We start from the raw sequence: 18,796 nt of genomic DNA on the forward strand, positions 1-18,796 counted from the left end.
AATGAAAGTTTCGGCCCTTTTATTTTTGTGGTTGGAAATCTATCTTTTTGTATCATTTCTGCATGATTAATTCCCAAATTTGTAAGTGGCGGATGCTGGTATATCTATATATTTGTACATTGGATATTGTGGAAACTTAGTTGATCTTAATGTTATGAAGTATTATTGTCTGTTACTCTCTTTCCTCTGGGGGCTGGTGGTTTCTGTTTCGGGACAGGAAAGAATATCTGTCTGCAATCTTCGGTGTGAATATTTGGAAGATCCGGTTGCGGTGGAGAATGAAAAGCCTTTGTTAAGTTGGCAGTTGCAATCCTCTGGGCAAGCGAAAAAACAAACGGCCTACCGTGTCCTTGTAGCAAGTACCCCTTCCCTGTTGGCTGAAGGGAAAGCGGATTTTTGGGATTCCGGAAAAATAGTATCTTCCCGTTCCTGCCAGGTTGGATATGAGGGGAAACCGCTTGATTCCAGGCAAACGCTTTATTGGAAAACGATGGTTTGGGATGAAGAAGGAGAGGTTTCGCCCTGGAGTGAAACAGGGAGATGGACGATGGGATTGTTGAAACCGTCCGACTGGGAAGCCCGATGGATCGGTAACCGGGAGGATTGCTATCCCGATTCGACATTGACCGGCCCGGCTCCTTATTTCCGTAAAACATTCCGTATAAACAAGCCGGTTAAGCAAGCGAAAGTTTATATATGCGGACTGGGCTTTTATGAAATGTATCTGAATGGCGAAAGGGTAGGTGATCAGGTATTGGCTCCCGCTGTTACCAATTTCGACCGTCGTTCGCTCAAAAAGATGTTGTATTTCTTTGACGATCAATCTGCTCGAAGGGTTCTTTATAATACGTTTGATGTTACGCCTTTGGTACAGGAGGCGGAGAATACGGTTGGGGTCCTGTTGGGAAACGGCTGGTATAATCAACGCGACCGGACGGTGGAAGGTTGTATGTGGTACGATACGCCCCGATTGCTCTGTCAGTTGGAGATAGAATATGCCGATGGATCGACGGAACTGGTCGCTACGGATGATAGCTGGAAGACAACGACTGGTCCTTTATTGCATGACGCCATATTTACAGGTGAAGAATATGATGCCCGGCTGGAGCTGGACGGCTGGAACCGGAACGGGTATAAGGATTCTTCCTGGAAGAAAGCTCTTCTGGTGAGGGCACCGGAGGGCTGCCTGCATGCACAACTTGCCCCTCATGAGAAAATTACCCGGACATTGCAGCCGGTAAGCTGCGAACAGAAAAATGATTCTACTTATTGGTATGCATTTCCGGAGATGATTTCAGGCTGGGCGCATATAAAGGTGCAAGGCGATGCCGGAGACCGGATAAAGCTCCGCTTTATCGGAGAGGAGAAGGATGATTTCGGGCAGGTGGACCTTTATACATTGCGGGGTGGTGGAGTAGAACAATGGGAGCCGCGTTTCACTTGGCATACGTTTCGCTATATCGAAGTTATATCCCGACAGGTCAGGATGAGCAGGGAAAGTCTGATGGCAAAAGTCGTGCATACTGATCCACGGCCTGCCGGAAGTTTCAGTTGTTCGAACGAATTGTTTAACAAGATCAACGAGGTTTACCTGCGAACGCAAAAAAATAACTTCCACGGTAGTATCAGCAGTGACTGTCCGCACCGGGAGCGGCTGGCCTATACCGGAGACGCGCAGGTAGTCGTGGAAAGTTCTATCTTGTCTTTCGATATGACCCAGTTTTACCGGAAATGGTTTGACGATATGGAGGATGCCCGGAACCGGAAGAGCGGCTATGTTCCGCATACCGCTCCCTTCGGTGGCGGAGGAGGTGGCCCGGCATGGGGCTCGGCTTATGTGATTATGCCTTGGGCCTATTATTGTTATTATGGCGATACGGTTTTGTTGAACTGTCATTATGAAGGCATGAAACAATGGGTTGCCTATCTGGGAACGAGGACTGACACCCGTGGAATCATCGTCCGGGAAGAACCGAATGGCTGGTGCCTGGGGGATTGGTGTGCGCCGGGGAAGAAGATGGAACTGCCCGAACCGCTGGTTAATACGGCTTATTACTATCATTCGGCAGACTTGATGTCAAAGGTAGCAGCCGTTTTAGGGAAAGAGGAAGACAGACGGTACTTTGACCAGCTGTGCACACAGATTAGGCAGGATTTCAATACTGTCTTTTTCAACCCATCGACCCATCATTATTGGGAAGGGCGACAAGGTGCGGATGTATTCCCGTTGGCTTTCGGAATGGTGCCGGAAGATGAAAAGGAAGCCGTGTTCAACGTTTTGCTTGCTCATCTAGATAGTATAGGAAATCATTTTGACACGGGTATTATGGCAACACCTTTGCTCCTGAAAGTATTAAGTGATAACGGACGTGCCGATATCGCTTTCCAGTTGATGAACCAGCACGAGATGCCGGGGTTCGGGTATGTGATGGACGACCGTTATTCCTGTTTATGGGAGCGGTGGGAAGGAAAGGCATCCCGTTGCCATCCGATGTTCGGCAGCGTGGTGGCTTGGTTTTACCGGACACTTGCCGGAATCCGTTATGATGAAGCGGAACCGGGGATGAAACACATAGTCATCGCTCCTCAACCTGTGGGGGGCCTCACTTATTGCAGCGGTTCGTATCAATCCCTTTATGGCCCTGTCCGCTCGGACTGGCGGATAGAAGCGGATTCGTTCGAGTTGACAGTCGAGATACCCATCAATACGACTGCTACGGTCATTTTGCCTGACGGCAAGAAATACAGGAATGTTGGATCGGGCATCCATCGGTTCGTATCGTCCCTCATTTAGGATAGTTGGATCCTCATCCGGTAGCGCTTGTCGAGGTCAATTTCTTTTATTTGTTGGGTTTTGATTGCGAAATGCTGCCCTTAAACTGACAAAGAACCTTTGTTATGATAGTATGACGTGTCAATAGAAAAATGAGGATGACCATTTTGCCTTTGTAAGAGGATGCAATAAATATATCCTGTGGGAGCAACTTGAAAAAGATAAAAAACTTGTATGTTTGTAGGGATAAAAATAGAAATGATAAATGAAGACATTAGTACATACCGACAAAGAACTGATTGAAGAGACTATTAAGAAGTGTGATATTTGCTATGTGGGACTGGCCGATACGGATGGGACTCCCTACGTATTACCGATGAACTTTGGTTACCGTGATGGTGTTATATACCTGCATTCGGCACAAGAAGGACGGAGTATATCCATTTTAGAACGGAATCCGCGCGTCTGTATTACGTTCAGCACGGACCATGATCTTGTTTTCCAGCATCCGGAGGTTGCTTGTAGTTACCGGATGCGCTCCAAGAGCGTGATTTGCTGGGGTAAAGTCCGCTTTGAAGAAGATTTCGATAAAAAAACGGAAGCTTTGGATATCATTATGAAACAGTATTCGGATAAAGAATTTCGCTATTCCGATCCGGCTGTGAAGAATGTCAAAATATGGATTGTGGAAATGGACGAAGTGACCTGCAAGGAATTCGGGGCACCGCATAATAAGCTGAAAATTGAAGGTTGAGGTTATGGGGTGATTTGTCTTTTTGGATAAAGCGTTGTATGATGGGCAAATAATTGTCCATTGTCAATTGCCAATTGTCAATTTCTTTTTACTTTTGTTGCCAAATATGATATTGCTGAATAATGGGATTGCAAAAGCATAGCAAGGTTTTGAATGAAACAGTTGAGATGCTCTCGGACGAGGGGTCTTACCAACAACTGTTTCATGCTTACCGCGATGAAGAGGCGCTACCCTCGGGTGAAGTGCTGAAAGAGATCATCGATTTATGCCGGGCAATCCTTTTCCCCGGTTATTACGGGAACGCACGGATCAGCAAGCAGACAATCCGTTTTCATACTGGTGTAAATGTCGGAACGTTGCATACGCTGCTTTCCAGGCAGATTTATGCAGGACTCTGTTTTGCTGATACTACCTGTGTCTCCTGTCCCGAAGAAAAGATCCTTGCCGAGGCGGAGAAACTGTCGGAAGCCTTTATCCGGATGCTTCCCGAAATGCGCAGCCTGTTGGCAACGGATGCTGAAGCCGCTTTCAACGGAGATCCCGCTGCGCAGAACATCAACGAGGTTATTTTTTGTTATCCCGGTTTCCGGGCTGTCTGCAACTATCGCATTGCGCACCAGCTATACCGGTTGGGCGTCCCCTTTATTCCCCGCATGATTACTGAAATGGCCCATTCGGAGACTGGTATCGATATCCATCCGGGTGCGGAGATCGGACACTATTTCTCGATCGACCACGGGACGGGAACCGTTATCGGGGAGACCAGTGTGATCGGAAACCACGTCCGTATCTTCCAGGGGGTCAGTTTGGCAGGAGAGAAACTGCCACCCGACGAAAACGGGAATGCAATACGTGGTGTGCCGCGCCATCCGGTCTTGGGCGACCATGTGACGGTCTATTCCAATGCAACTTTGTTAGGTAGGATTCATGTCGGTGAAGGAGCCACGATTTGCGGTAACGTCTGGATCACAGAGGATGTTCCGGCAGGCGCTACCGTCAGTCAATTGACAATGGATAATTGACAATTGACAATTAAAGAGAGAAAATAATAAAAACATTATAGTATTAATATGCAATGAGACAAACAAGAGCAATATCTAATTGTCAATTGTTTTGTCCATTGTCAATTGTCAATTGAAATGAGCGAGACATTTGAAATGGTGGCCAAGACCCTTTATGGGTTGGAAGAAATACTGGCCGGCGAGTTATTATCTTTAGGTGCCAACGATATTCAGATTGGCCGCCGGATGGTTTCCTTTACCGGAGATAAGGAAGTGCTTTACAAAGCCAACTTCTATTGTCGTACGGCATTGCGTATCTTGAAGCCTATTTATCACTTTAAAGCTAAAGACGCCGATACTGTCTATAAAGAGGTTAAGAAGGTGAAATGGGAAAACTACATGTCTTTGGACAAGACGTTTGCCATCGACTCTGTAATCTACTCTGAAGATTTCAATCACTCCAAATTTGTTGCTTATCGTACGAAGGATGCGATCGTGGATTATTTCATGGAGAAGGAGCAGAAACGCCCTTCTGTCCGTGTAAACAATCCGGATCTGTATATCAATATTCATATTTCTCATAACGATTGTACGCTTTCTATTGACAGTTCAGGCGAGAGCTTGCATAAGCGTGGTTATCGTGTGGACCAGACGGAAGCCCCGTTGAATGAAGTGCTGGCTGCCGGTATGATCTTGAAAACAGGCTGGAAAGGCGAATCGAATTTCGTCGATCCGATGTGCGGTTCCGGTACGCTGTTGATCGAAGCGGCGATGATTGCTTTGAATATTGCACCGGGCGTGCATCGTAAGGAGTTCGCTTTCGAGAAATGGATCGACTTTGACCAGGAATTGTTCGACCGCATCTATAACGACGAGAGCCAGGAACGTGAGTTTAATTTCAAATGTTATGGGGCTGATATCAATCCGGCAGCGATCGAGATTGCCGAGAAGAATATCCGCAGTGCCGGCCTGATGAAATATATCGAACTCAAGACCCAGCCGTTCCAGCAATGCACGGAGGCTCCACAGCCGGGCATCATGGTGACGAATCCTCCTTATGGAGAACGTATTTCCAGTCGTGACCTGTTAGGATTGTACAACATGATTGGTGAACGTGTCAAACATGTGTTTACCGGCTATAAGGTTTGGATTCTGAGTTATAAGGATGAATGTTTCGACAAGATCGGCCTGAAGCCGAGCGAAAAGATGAAGCTTATGAACGGATCGCTGGAATGTGAATACCGTTGCTATGACATATTCGAAGGGAAGAACAAAGATTATAAAAAAGCGTTGAGCGAAGAGGGCGAAGCACGTCCTTCCCGTCCGGAAAAACCTTCTTTCGAACGTAAACCGGATCGTCAGTCACGTCCGAACTTCCGTACCGACCGCATGGATCGTCCTGACCGTCGTTTTGCCGCTGCACATGCTGAAGACGACAGCGAACGGGCTCCTTTTGTCCCCGGCAAACGCTATTTTGGCGATGATCGCGCAGATGGTCGTCCAGCCCGTAAGGATTTTGGCGGCAAACGCCCTGTCAAGAGGCATTTTAAGGATGATGAGGATTTTGGCGGTAAGAAAAAGTTTGGAGATAGGAAGTTCGGCGACCGTTCGTTTAAGAAACCATTCAAAAGAAGAGGTAAGGATGACTTTGAGGCTTAATATCTTAGGTGTATTCTGTGCTTTGGCACTTATAAATCCGTTGTCGATGATAGGACAAGACAGACAGTTCACTTTGCATGATCTGATTCCCGGAGGGAAGACGCAAAGCCACTTTGTGCCCCACAACTTGAAACAGTTGCAATGGTGCGGAGATATATATCTGTATGTCAAGGGTGACAGCATGATGAGTGGAGAATCGACAAAGGAGGTGAAACTTGCTTTTACCCGCCAGCAGCTGAATGAAGCGCTTACGGTGGCCGGTGCACAGACGGTTGGGAGCATGCCCTTCTTCTCGGCTCCTTATAAAGATCAGCCGGTGCTTGCTTTTAATGCCAAGCGCCATCGTTTCCATTACGACTTTTTGGAAAACAGGATTGTGAGCACGTATGACTTGAACAGCTCGTGGGAGAACTTCGACTTTTGTCCGGCCAATGGTTATTTGGCTTTTACGGAGGGTGATAATCTGAAAATCCTTTCACCGGATAACGCTGTCAGTATCGTGACGTCCGAAACGGCCGAAGGTGTTGTCTGCGGGAAGTCCGTTCATCAGAACGAGTTTGGTATCCATAAAGGGACTTTCTGGTCCCCGAACGGTTCGGCGCTGGCTTTCTACCGGATGGATGAAAGCATGGTGACGGACTATCCGTTTGTCGACATTACCGCCCGCTGTGCGAAAGCCGAACCGCACAAATACCCGATGGCTGGGATGAAAAGCCATGAGGTGACAGTTGGTGTCTACAACTTGGCGACCGGAAAAACTGTCTGGTTGAAAACCGGATTACCGAAGGAAAAGTACCTGACGAATATAGCCTGGAGCCCGGATGAAAAGAGTATTTATATTGCCGAACTGAACCGGGATCAGAATGAGATGCATCTGGTACGCTATTCCGCTTTGACGGGTGAGAAAGAGGCGGATCTGTTTACCGAAAAGAATGAGCATTATGTAGAGCCGCAACATCCGGTGCTTTTCCTGCCGAATAACCCGGACCAGTTTATCTGGCAGAGCCGGCGCGATGGTTATAATCATTTGTATCTGTATAATACGAAGGGAGAATTGTTGAAACAGTTGACGGAAGGCGAGTGGGAAGTTTTGAATATCCTCGGTTTCGATGCAAAGGGAAAGGCGTTGTTCTTCTCTTCCACAAGGCCGTCGATGCTGAGCTCGTTCAGTTATGGCGATGCTTTGTATGTCGGAACATCGCGTCTGGACCTAAAAAAGGGGACTTCTTACGAATTGACTTCGGGAGGTTTGCAGGGAGTGCATGCCACGCAACTTAGCGCGTCTGGCAAATATCTGATCGACAGCTATTCTGCTCCTGACGTTCCACGTGAAATTTCGATTATTGACGGACAGAAGCGAGAAACCTTACGAACATTGCTGACGGCGAAAGATCCGTATGAAGGATATGCGATGCCGGAAATCGTTACCGGAAAGATCAAGGCAGCGGATGGTGTCACTAATTTGAATTTCCGTCTGGTAAAACCTGTCGGTCTGGATGAGACGAAGAAATATCCGACGATCGTTTATGTGTACGGTGGCCCACACGCCCAGTTGGTAACAGGCGGATGGAAGAACGGTGTAGGTGGTTGGGATATCTATATGGCTCAACGCGGATATGTGGTCTTTACGCTCGACAGTCGGGGATCGGCAAATCGGGGACAGGCTTTCGAAAATGTCATACATCGTAATTTAGGTGTGAACGAGATGGCGGATCAGGTAAAAGGTGTCGAGTACCTGAAATCACTTCCATATGTCGATGCCGACCGTATTGGCGTGCATGGATGGAGCTACGGCGGTTTTATGACAACGAACCTGATGTGCTCTTATCCGGAATTGTTCAAAGTGGGAGTTGCCGGTGGTCCGGTGATCGACTGGAGTAACTACGAGATTATGTATGGCGAGCGCTATATGGACCGTCCTCAGGACAATCCGGAAGGTTATAAGAATGCCAACCTGAAATTGAAAGCGGGTAACCTGAAGGGACATTTGCTGTTGATCCACGGAGATATTGATCCGGTTGTTGTCTGGCAGCACAGTTTAGGATTCTTGAAAGCTTGTGTGGATGCGGATACATATCCTGACTATTTCGTTTATCCCCGCCATCTGCATAATGTGATCGGCAAAGACCGTCCGCATCTGTATGAGAAGATAACGCGCTATTTCGATGACTATCTTAAGAATTGACAATGGACAATTAGGAAAAGAACAAAAAAATAATAACCATTAAAAAGAGATGAGAGTGTGTCAAATATCGGTATTCATGGGACGCAGATAACGCAGAAGAGCGCAGATTAACGCAGATATTATTAATTATCAGCAAAATAAATCTGCGTCCCTCTGTGTATTCTGCGTCATCCGCGTCCAGTAATATCAATTTGACACACCCTCGTCAATTATAAAAAAATGAATATTCTTTTATTAGGCTCAGGCGGCCGCGAACATGCAATAGCCTGGAAGATTGCTCAAAGCCCGAAAGTGGATCAGTTATTCATTGCTCCCGGTAATGCAGGTACTGCATTGGTAGGTACGAATGTAAATATCAAGGCGGACGATTTCCCTGCTATCAAGGAATTAGCCTTGGCAAACCATATCGATATGGTGGTGGTAGGCCCGGAAGATCCGTTGGTGAAAGGAGTGTATGACTATTTCAAAAGCGATGCAGCCCTGGCAGGTATTCCGGTAATAGGCCCTTCGAAAGAGGGAGCGCAACTGGAAGGTAGCAAGGATTTTGCGAAGGCGTTCATGATGCGTCATAACATCCCGACAGCCCGTTATAAGAGTATCTCAGCCGGAAATTTAGAAGAAGGATATGCTTTCCTTGAAGAATTGCAGGCTCCCTATGTGTTGAAGGCCGATGGTCTGGCTGCCGGTAAAGGTGTGTTGATCCTCGACACGCTCGAAGAAGCGAAGAAGGAACTGGGCGATATGCTAGGCGGTATGTTTGGCGATGCCAGCAAGACGGTCGTGATTGAAGAGTTTCTGGACGGTATCGAATGTTCCGTGTTCGTGATGACGGATGGTGAAAGTTACAAGGTGCTCCCGGTAGCAAAAGACTACAAGCGTATCGGCGAAGGCAATACAGGTCTGAATACAGGTGGTATGGGAGCCGTGTCTCCGGTTCCTTTTGCCGACGAGGTGTTTATGCAGAAGGTGGACGAGCGTATTATTCGCCCGACGATCGAAGGGTTGAAAGCGGAAAATATCGATTATAAGGGTTTTGTCTTCCTCGGTCTGATCAATGTGAAGGGCGAACCGATGGTGATCGAATATAATTGTCGTATGGGAGATCCGGAAACAGAAGTCGTCATGTTGCGTATTCAGAGCGACTTGGTTGAACTGTTGGAGGGTGTGGCCGAAGGTAATTTGGGTAGCCGTACACTGGTGCACGATCCGCGTGCGGCCGTAACGGTTATGTTGGTAAGCGGCGGTTATCCTGAAGCGTATGAAAAAGGAAAGGTTATCAGTGGCCTGGATAAGGTTTCCGTCGAAAACATCGTTTTTCATGCCGGAACAAAAGCTGACGATGGACAGATCCTGACCAGTGGCGGTCGTGTCATCGCTGTCAGCTCTTACGGAGCTAACAAGGAAGAAGCTCTTGCCCGATCCTTCGCCGGTGCCAAGCTCATCGATTTCGAAAAGAAATATTTCCGTAGCGATATCGGATTCGATTTATAAATTGTCGTTATACATGATGATGAGGGTGTGTCAGATCTCGGTATTCATGGAATGCAGACAACGTAGACGAGTGCAGATATTATTAATTATCGACAAAATAAATCTGTGTCCGTCTGTGTATTCTGAGTCATCTGCGTCCGGTAATATCAATTTGACACACCCTCATAACGATTAAAAATGAGAGTAGCTTATAATAAATACAGCCGTCGATTCGACTTTTCTGCTCTACCGACATTCGTGCCGGTTTTATTGGCGTGTATCGTCTGTTGGATGGTCAGTTATTTGTATTCCGTGGGCTATCCTGTTTACGGCGAGGTTTCGGCTACTCCCCTCTGGAATACGATTTGCCAGGCATTGCCAGGTAAAGAATTTACCTATATCATCGGGATGGTGTTGATGTTCGGAGGAGCTTTCCTGTTGCATCGTGCGAACTATGTGTTGGTGTTAATACGGGAGAAAACGATGTTGCCTTTCCTTTTTTATGTCCTGTTCATCAGTACGAATCCCGACTTCTTTCCTTTGAAATCGACTTCGGTCGGTGTTTTCTGCCTGATCCTGGCGATTTACCAGTTGTTCACTGCCTATCATGACCCCGAAGCGAGAGAGAAGGCCTACAGTGCCGCCCTGCTGATCGGTATCGGTAGTCTGCTTTGGGTTCATTTGCTCTGGTTTCTGCCGTTGTTTTGGCTGGGGATGTATAATTTTCGTTCGCTGACTCCCCGTACCTTTATTGCTTCTTTGTTAGGGGTGGCAACGGTATATTGGTTCTTGTTGGGATGGTGTGTCTGGCAGAAGGATTTTACGCTGTTCAGCGTTCCTTTCTCGACACTTTTCAAGGTGCGCCTCTTGGCGACAGATGGAATAGTGTTGCTGGATTGGATCAGTATCATGGCGATTGCTCTGTTGACGGTTGTCGCTTCCCTGAATATCGTCATGCATGATACGGAAGATTCGCTTCGCTCTCGTCAGTTTCTCTCGTTCCTGATTGCGATGTCCGTATGGGCATTCAGCCTTTACTTCCTCTATGAACAGGTTTCGGAAGAGTTTCTGGAAACAGCTTGTGTACCTGCCTCTATCCTGATCGCCCATTTCTTTACGGTGACACGTGGCAAGATCGTGTTTTGGTCGTTTTTTACAATTGTGGCAGTCTTGATTGTCACTCTATTCATTCGCATATGGAATTTCTTATAGAATACGGATATATTGGTGTGTTCATCGCCTCTTTTTTGGCTGCTACCGTTTTGCCGTTCAGCAGCGAGGTCGTTCTGACTGGCGTGTTGTTGGCGGGAGCAGCCTATTGGCCCTGTATGATTGCAGCTACGCTGGGTAATTTTCTGGGCGGTATGAGTTGTTATTGGTTGGGTATGCTGGGCAAGGTCGAATGGATAGAGAAATATCTGAAACTGGATGCTGCCAAATTGCAAAAAGTACAAGATTGGATAAAAGGGAAAGGTTCCTGGATGGGCTTTTTCGTCTTCCTTCCCGGTATAGGCGATTTTATCGCTGTGGCGCTCGGTTTCCTCCGCGCCAATATCTGGATCGTGGCTATCTCTATGTTTCTCGGAAAGGCGATCCGATATTGGGTGTGGATGGAATTTGTTTATAAAGTGCAGGGAATGTTCTGATTATTCCACTTTGATATATACTTTCGTAAACACCTCGTTATGTCGGGCAAAAATGGTGTAGTTGCCTCGTGTATCGATCCATGAGACCCACATGCTTACCTTCAGAACGCCGCCTTCGGTCGAAATATTAAAGATATCTTCCAGGCTGTTGTCGTATTGAAACTCCGTACCCTTGGGAAATTCATAGACGATTTCATTTTTAGAACCGTTTACCACCGTCCCGATCGTGCTGTCGTAGGCGGGTAGCCCGTCTGCTTCAGGATTGATTAAGGCAAACCGGATGACAGCTCCTACCCTTTTCTCTTCTTTCATAATCTCGGATTCGACATGGAACTGATAGTAGTCTCCTGCCAGTGCCAATGCGAACTTTCCCGACGGGAATTGCTTCACGGCTTCTTGTTTGAAGGCCTGGTAAAGGTTTCCTGGTGTTACGGCTGCCTGGTAGACCAGGCTGTTGCCGACTTGGGGCGAAATGACTTTTCCGATCCCTTTCGATGGACCGATCTCGGCGATCAGGCATTCGTTTGTCTGAAAGTTGTTCGCTGCGTTGATATAGATATCCGAATTACCCAGGCGGGTCGCCCCATTCTCCACATCGAGCATGTTCAAAGTGGTCGCATTGTTGATTTCCGGCATGGAATCATCATCTGAACAAGAGAAAACCGGAAGCAGGAATGCCGCCAGCAGAAGCTGAAATAAGAGATTCTTTTTCATTTACATCTTTATTAATAAGTTAGACAATAGGTGAAACACATATACAAAGATAATTCTATTTTGTTGAAAAGCGGTCGTTATCCATTATTTTATTGCAAGTGTCATCCGAGCAATGAAGGTGTGTCGAAACTATCCTGTTCCCGCGCTTGACGCGGGATCGCATTAAAACCAGCCCTATAAAAATCTGATTGATAAGGTCTGTCCTTTTGCGTCCCCGCATCAAGTGCGGGGACAAGGAGATTTTGACACCCCCCCCATAAATCTTATTCCGCCAGCCACTTGTTGATTTGCGTCAGTATCTTTTCCTTCATGTCTTCCGGCATGTTGCTGATACGAGCACGGTGGCTACCTCCGGGCTGGATGTAGACTTGTTCGTTTACCTTACCTTTAAAGATTGGGACGCGGGTGGCGCTCCACGGGTCCACTTCTCCATAGATAAAGATCATCTTCGGGTCGTTGTCACGGAGGAAATCATGGACTTTATGGTAGAGTTCGGGGCGGTATTCAACTTTGTCGACCAATTCTTTCGGCAGCATGATACGGTTTAAGTATCCTTTGCTGCTGTCGATTGTCAGGTATTTGCGCAATGGTTTCGTGTCATAACCGTAGTAACCCAGTTCGCGGGCTGCCTGTACGAAGAAGGAGATATTCGGTTGATCTTCGGCAAAATAGTCGGGACTACTGATGTCGACCAAATGCTGAAACAGTGTCTGTGTATCGGACGTGAGCGGTGGAATCACACTGGTCGGCGTACCCCATTGCCAAAGGGCAAACGGGTATTCCAAAACACAATAATCCAATACTTCGGCCATCGGAATACGGAATACCAGCTTTTTGTCCTTACAGAATTTTTCCAGTATCGGGATGATTTCGTCTTTGTGTTTCAATATTTCAGTCTGGAAGGCTTCGATCTTCCGGCGATCTTTTTTCGTGCCTACTTTGCGGAGGAACGGTTCGTGGCGTCCGTCCTCCACGCCCCTGTTCAAGGGAGCTACATAGGGGACGGAGAAATCTACGTCGTCCGGGAACCAGGCACGATACAGGCAGGTGGTCTGTCCGCCTTTGCTGATGCCGGTGCTGACCCATTTGCCGGTGTACAGCCTTCGGAATGTCTGGTTGACGTTGTGCAAGTCGTAGGCTGAATTCTCTGCCGTCAGATATTCCCAATTGCAGGGGGTCGGGGTGGACTCGAGGAAATAACGATATTCTACGAATACCATGTTGGCATCGAGCAGCTTCGACAGTTCTTCCTGATAACGTGGGTTCAAGGCATACGCCGCGCCATATCCTTCCGTGACCAATATGGTCGGACGGTCGAAACCGACGTGGGCGACAATTACGCGTTGTGTAAATGTTCCGGCTGCCGGGTTCTTATGGTCGACAGGCTGTGTGATGCGTACGAGGTATTTCTCGGCATAATGGTCCGATTCCAACTTCTCTATGCCGCTGACTCCTTTCAGTCCTTCTAATTTCTTTTGTAATTCCTGTGCATTACCTGCAAATGCGACTGTTAGCATCAACAGGAATGCGACGAGACATGGGGGTAGGGTTTTCAATGTCCTTCTCATGGTATTAATCTTTTAAGTTATGTATGTTTCGTATTAATCCTTCGTATTTGGCTCTTTTGACCGCTGATTTAGCAAATATACGATTATATTCTTCACGGGAAAAGACCTTTAGATCCTCTTTTCGAAGAGAAAGCAAAGCCGGTTTCGGACGGAATGCCTCTATCCGAGTCGGGCGGGCGAAACGGTTCCAAGGGCAGACCTCCTGGCAGGTGTCGCAACCGTAAAGGCGGCTGCCGAGGCGAACGGCTTGTTCGGCAGGGATTTCTCCGCGGTTTTCGATGGTGAGATAGGAGAGGCATTTTCGGGCGTTCAGATGGCATGGACCTTCCAGTGCTCCTGTCGGGCAGGCTTCCAGGCAACGGCTGCAACTGCCGCAACGGTTCTTCTGTGGTGTGTCGTAATGATCCGCCTCGAGGGTAGTGACGATTTCTCCCAAGAAAAAGAAAGAACCTTTTCCGGGAATAATCAGGTTCGTGTTCTTCCCGATCCAGCCCAGTCCGGCTTTCCAGGCCCAATAGCGTTCGAGGATGGGAGCGGAGTCGGTGAAAAAGCGGGCGGCTGTTACGTCTGCCTGTCCCGTTCCCGCGCCCCGCGCCGGATCGCAAAAGAACTGCCCGTTGCGATCCATACCTTTCCCGCCCTGTTCCCGCGCGGAGCGCGGGAACAGGGCGGTCCATAGCTCGCTCAACATCTCTTTGACGACGAGATGGTAATCCTTCCCGTAGGCGTAATAGGCGATATGGGGTGCCTCGGGTGGAAGTTTCTGCTCCGGATAATAATTCAACGCCACAGATATGACTGTCTTGGCTCCTTCTACCAACCTGGCGGGATTAAGCCGTATTTCGCGGTGGTTCTCCATGTACGCCATCCCTGCATGGTTACCTTCCTTCAGCCATTTGTCAAAAAACAAGGCTTCGCTGTCTGCGGTCGCCACTTGTGCGATCCCGCAGGCATCGAAGCCGATCTCTTTTGCTTTCTCTTTTATTTCGGAAGCTGGAAGCATATTAAAACACTTTGAACTCATACCCTTGTTCCTGTAGCCATTCGATGGCTCGGGGCATTGCTTCGCGCATATTGCGTTCGGCTTTCAGCGAGTCGTGAAAGACGATTACGGAACCGTTGCGGGTATAGTTCTTCACCACGTTGAAGACACCGTTCGGTGTCATGTGCGGACTATAATCGCGTGTCACCACGTCCCACATGATGATCCGGTAATGCCTCCGCAGCCATACCACCTGTGGGAAACGCATGTGTCCGTGAGGTGGACGGAACAAGTCGCTTTTTATATATTCGGCAGCCTTTTCCACATTTGCCAGATAGTTCTTGGTCCAGAAGCGGATGCCTTGAATATGGTTGAAAGTATGGTTGCCCACACGATGCCCCCGGTCCAGTACCATCTGGTAGATGTCCGGATGTTTGCGGACATTGTCTCCGACACAGAAGAAGGTTGCCTTCACACCATATTTGTCTAATATATCCAATACCCAAGGGGTAACCTCGGGGATCGGGCCGTCGTCGAAGGTGAGATATACACACTTCTTCTTTGCCGGAATCCGCCAGGTTACCCCCGGAAACAGGGCCCTGTAAAACCAGGGCGGTTGCTCTATAAACATATTTATTCTCTGCGTCCTGCCGATTCGTAAGCCATACGGTAGTTGTCAAACTCTTCCTGGTATTTCTTGTTGAATTCGGGGTTGTAATGTTTGTTGATTAACAATACTTGATTCAAAACCTGCATGTCTTGTAACAGTTCTGTTTCCACGGATGACAACTGCATCGGGTTCAAGCGGAAATACCAGTTTATGTTACGCATCATGTTATCGGCAATACCTGTGAATATTTCCGCTGCTTTTTCTTTCTGGCCCAGTACGTAATATAATTCGCCGGTTGAAAGAGCCGTGTAGTCGAGCGGGACATTTTCCGGCGGCAACACCTGCATACATTTGTCCAGGACTTCCAAAGCCTTGTCGTTCTTGCCTTCTTTCACCAATGCTTCTGCCAGTTTGTTAAACAACATCATGCGGTAGCTCTTACACATGCGCATTACATTTTCGTCGATGTAAACACCCGGTTTATCCACGCCGCCCCATTTGAATTTGTTCATCACGTTGTCATACATTTTGTCGGTGTTGACAGCCTTGTTGGCATTTTTCGGAACGACTTGATAAGCGAGACCGGTCTGTTCGAAGTAACCGTCCAGATTGACGAACTGATCCGGGCTGACCGTGATCGCGTAGTACATAGGACGTTCGAAATTGTTGGTCTGCAACATGTCGAGGATCGTCAGTTCTTGTTTACCCAGTGCATTCTTTCCGGCGAGGTTGATCATCATCTGGTCTACCATGCCGTCTGTCTTGCCGCCTAAGATTTTGGCTCCGGCGATGGAATCGACTTTGTAGTACAGTTTGTCGGCCGGGATATAATCGAGTTCCTGGTTAATACCCGGAATCTTCTTGAACTTAGGATCATCGCTGCGGACAAAGTTCAAGGCCGTGTTCAGGTCGATCGAATCTTTTGTCAGCGGGAATACATAAGCTGCATCGCGGGTTCCTTGTATATACTGGTCGCGTGTCCAGGTGATAGGCAGCGGAGCGGACTCGTAAGCCTGTTTCTTCATCTGGTCGATGTACCAGTCTGTTTGCAGGTAACTGGTGTTACATACGCGGACATCGGTACGGACACCTTCTACTTCCTGGGCATACCACAAAGGGAATGTGTCGTTATCGCCGTTGGTGAAGATGATGGCGTTCGGCTCACAGGATTCCAGATAGTTAGAACCGAAATCACGGCAGACATAGCGGCCTGAACGGTCGTGGTCATCCCAGTTTTGTCCGGCCATCTGAATAGGGATGAACAGGCAGAGCACGGTTGCCACCGATCCGGCGATGACCGGATTCAGTTTGCCGTATCGTTCCAGTCCCTTTGCCAGTGCCGCGACACCGAATCCGATCCAGATACAGAACGCATAGAACGATCCGGCATACGCATAATCTCGTTCACGCGGCTGGTACGGCGTCTGATTCAGGTACAGTACAATAGCCAGACCGGTCATGAAGAACAGGAAGAAGGTCACCCAGAAACTCTGAATCCCTTTCTGTCCCGAATAAGCCTGGAACAGCAGACCTAATATACCTAACAGCAACGGCAGCATATAGTAAACATTGTGTCCTTTATTGTTCACAATATCGAACGGCATATCTTCTTGCGGACCTACCAGGACTTCGTCAATAAACGGAATACCGGTAATCCAGTTGCCGTTCAGCACCTCGCCGTTTCCCTGGATGTCGTTCTGACGGCCGGAGAAGTTCCACATGAAGTAGCGCCAGTACATAAAGTTCAACTGGTAAGAGAAGAAAAACCTCAGGTTTTCCGCGAATGTCGGTTTCATTACGCTCTTCATTTCTCCGCAATAGTTATATTTCACCGGTTGCCCTTTTACCTGCGCCCAATCCTTGTAGGCTTGTACATGGCGCGGGTCGGAACTATACATACGCGGGAACAACATGTTCAGCTCGTCGACATATTTGTATTCCTGGTCGGTGCGGGACACATAATAACGGTCTTTTTCGTTTTTGTCCTTCTTGATCACGCGGCTCCAGGTCGGTTCGCCTTCTGTCGTGACAGGCACGCAACTTCCTCCCTGATTTTCGCGCTGTACTTCCGAGACGTAGGTCTGCCCGTAGAGGAGCGGAACCTTACCATACTGTTCACGTGCCAGATAGGTACGCAACGTAAAGATATCGCTCGGTGCGTTCTGGTTCATCGGCGTGTCGGCCGTTGCACGGATCAGTGTCAGTGCATACGAAGAATAGCCCACAACAACTACCATCAGGCAGACTAAAACCGTATTCAGTGTCTTAATATCCACCTTCTTGCTCCTGAATAGGTACAGACTCAATGCAGCAGTCAGAATGACCGCCAACACATAACCGCTACCGATAAACGGAATACCGATCAATACGATCGACAAGATGAAAGCGATTTTCATGCGTGTCGGATGGATCTCGTCGCGCATGGTTTCCCAGATAGACCAGATCAATACGCCTGCCACAATGATCACATAAGCAAATACTCCGGAATTGTAAGGCATGCCTAATACATTGACAAACAACAGTTCGAAATAGCCGCAAACCTCGACCAGCCCCTGTACGACACCATACATCATCAGCGCAACGATAGCGAAGGAAACGAGCAGGGCAACCAATGTACCTTTCATCGTAGGATTCGGGAATTTCTTATAGTAATATACCAGCACGATAGCCGGAATACACAGCAAGTTCAGCAAGTGGACACCGATACTCAACCCCATCAGATAAGCGATCAGTACGATCCAGCGGTCTGCATGCGGTTTGTCGTAGGTAGCCTCCCACTTCAGAATCAGCCAGAAAACAACGGCTGTAAAGAGTGATGAATAGGCATACACTTCCCCTTCCACGGCACTGAACCAGAACGTATCACTGAATGTATAAGCCAGTGCTCCGACCAGACCGCTACCCATAATGGTAATCATCTGGCCTAAAGATGCTTCTTCTCCATCTTTCACAATAATCTTGCGTGCAAGATGGGTGATACTCCAGAAAAGGAACAAGATCGTCAGTCCGCTAAATAAGGCGGACATCGTATTTACCATCTTTGCCACTGTGGACGGGTCGGATGCAAGTTGTGTGAACAGGTTGGCTGTCAACATAAAGAACGGTGCTCCGGGGGGATGCCCTACTTCTAGCTTGTAAGCTGAAGAAATGAACTCACCGCAATCCCAGAAACTGGCAGTGGGTTCCATAGTCATCAAATAGACGGTTGAAGCGATCGCAAAGACGATCCAGCCCAACACGTTGTTGATCAATTTATACTTTCCCATACTTTGTATAAAGTGTAATAATTAATTGTCTTAACTCTGTATCCTCACGCGGACAGTCGGCCGCAAAGGTAAGCATTTACGTTTAATACCAACGCCCTGATACGCTATAAATTGTGTGGAAGAGATTAGAAATATATTAAAAAGAATTCGTTGAATGACAGTCTGGAA

General features: G+C 47.9%; 13 protein-coding genes. 8 read left to right on the top strand and 5 right to left on the bottom strand.

All coding sequences use genetic code 11. The features are described 5' to 3' along the window. The first annotated feature begins 154 nt into the window (after positions 1-154). The 8 genes from NQ564_RS15880 (at position 155) to NQ564_RS15915 (ending at position 11,488) form a co-directional block, all read left to right on the top strand. Entirely contained in the window at positions 155-2,794 is a 2,640-nt protein-coding gene (locus NQ564_RS15880; protein WP_227963172.1) for a family 78 glycoside hydrolase catalytic domain, read from the top strand. 244 nt (positions 2,795-3,038) lie between these two features. After that, positions 3,039-3,527 (top strand): pyridoxamine 5'-phosphate oxidase family protein, encoded by a 489-nt coding sequence (locus tag NQ564_RS15885; protein ID WP_008146850.1) that lies wholly within the window; start codon positions 3,039-3,041, stop codon positions 3,525-3,527. Positions 3,528-3,649: 122 nt separating this feature from the next. Continuing rightward, complete coding sequence (locus NQ564_RS15890) at positions 3,650-4,549, top strand: serine O-acetyltransferase (protein WP_008146853.1); 900 nt, start codon at positions 3,650-3,652, stop codon at positions 4,547-4,549. Positions 4,550-4,666: 117 nt separating this feature from the next. Next, positions 4,667-6,187: a THUMP domain-containing class I SAM-dependent RNA methyltransferase gene (locus tag NQ564_RS15895; protein ID WP_008146854.1), complete on the top strand. Its 1,521-nt coding sequence runs from the start codon at positions 4,667-4,669 to the stop codon at positions 6,185-6,187. Continuing rightward, the gene (locus tag NQ564_RS15900) at positions 6,171-8,372 is read left to right on the top strand and encodes a S9 family peptidase (protein ID WP_008146856.1); all 2,202 of its coding nucleotides are present in this window, start codon (positions 6,171-6,173) and stop codon (positions 8,370-8,372) included. The genes NQ564_RS15895 and NQ564_RS15900 overlap by 17 nt, the downstream gene beginning before the upstream one ends. A 219-nt stretch (positions 8,373-8,591) precedes the next feature. Next, the gene (gene purD, locus NQ564_RS15905; RefSeq protein WP_008146858.1) at positions 8,592-9,863 is read left to right on the top strand and encodes a phosphoribosylamine--glycine ligase; all 1,272 of its coding nucleotides are present in this window, start codon (positions 8,592-8,594) and stop codon (positions 9,861-9,863) included. Between the two features lie 177 nt (positions 9,864-10,040). Next, positions 10,041-11,054, top strand: coding sequence for a hypothetical protein (locus NQ564_RS15910; RefSeq protein WP_039848001.1), 1,014 nt, complete (start codon positions 10,041-10,043; stop codon positions 11,052-11,054). Beyond that, positions 11,039-11,488, top strand: coding sequence for a YqaA family protein (locus NQ564_RS15915; RefSeq protein ID WP_008146862.1), 450 nt, complete (start codon positions 11,039-11,041; stop codon positions 11,486-11,488). The genes NQ564_RS15910 and NQ564_RS15915 overlap by 16 nt, the downstream gene beginning before the upstream one ends. Here NQ564_RS15915 and NQ564_RS15920 read toward each other — a convergent pair whose 3' ends face one another. From NQ564_RS15920 to NQ564_RS15940, 5 genes are all read right to left on the bottom strand, one after another. After that, the gene (locus tag NQ564_RS15920; protein ID WP_008146865.1) at positions 11,489-12,202 is read right to left on the bottom strand and encodes a DUF5036 family protein; all 714 of its coding nucleotides are present in this window, start codon (positions 12,200-12,202) and stop codon (positions 11,489-11,491) included. 263 nt (positions 12,203-12,465) lie between these two features. Beyond that, positions 12,466-13,770 carry a S28 family serine protease gene (locus NQ564_RS15925; protein ID WP_008155988.1) on the bottom strand — a complete coding sequence of 435 codons (1,305 nt, stop codon included), beginning with the start codon at positions 13,768-13,770 and terminating at the stop codon, positions 12,466-12,468. 4 nt (positions 13,771-13,774) lie between these two features. Continuing rightward, entirely contained in the window at positions 13,775-14,773 is a 999-nt protein-coding gene (queG, locus tag NQ564_RS15930; protein ID WP_039848002.1) for a tRNA epoxyqueuosine(34) reductase QueG, read from the bottom strand. A 1-nt stretch (position 14,774) separates the two neighbouring features. Further along, a complete protein-coding gene (locus tag NQ564_RS15935) occupies positions 14,775-15,383 on the bottom strand; it encodes a polysaccharide deacetylase family protein (protein WP_008146871.1) in 609 nt (202 codons plus the stop codon). A 2-nt stretch (positions 15,384-15,385) separates the two neighbouring features. Next, positions 15,386-18,628, bottom strand: coding sequence for a DUF2723 domain-containing protein (locus NQ564_RS15940; RefSeq protein WP_008146873.1), 3,243 nt, complete (start codon positions 18,626-18,628; stop codon positions 15,386-15,388). Positions 18,629-18,796: the final 168 nt, after the last annotated feature.

The sequence above is a fragment of the Parabacteroides johnsonii DSM 18315 genome (assembly GCF_025151045.1).
GTDB lineage: Bacteria > Bacteroidota > Bacteroidia > Bacteroidales > Tannerellaceae > Parabacteroides > Parabacteroides johnsonii.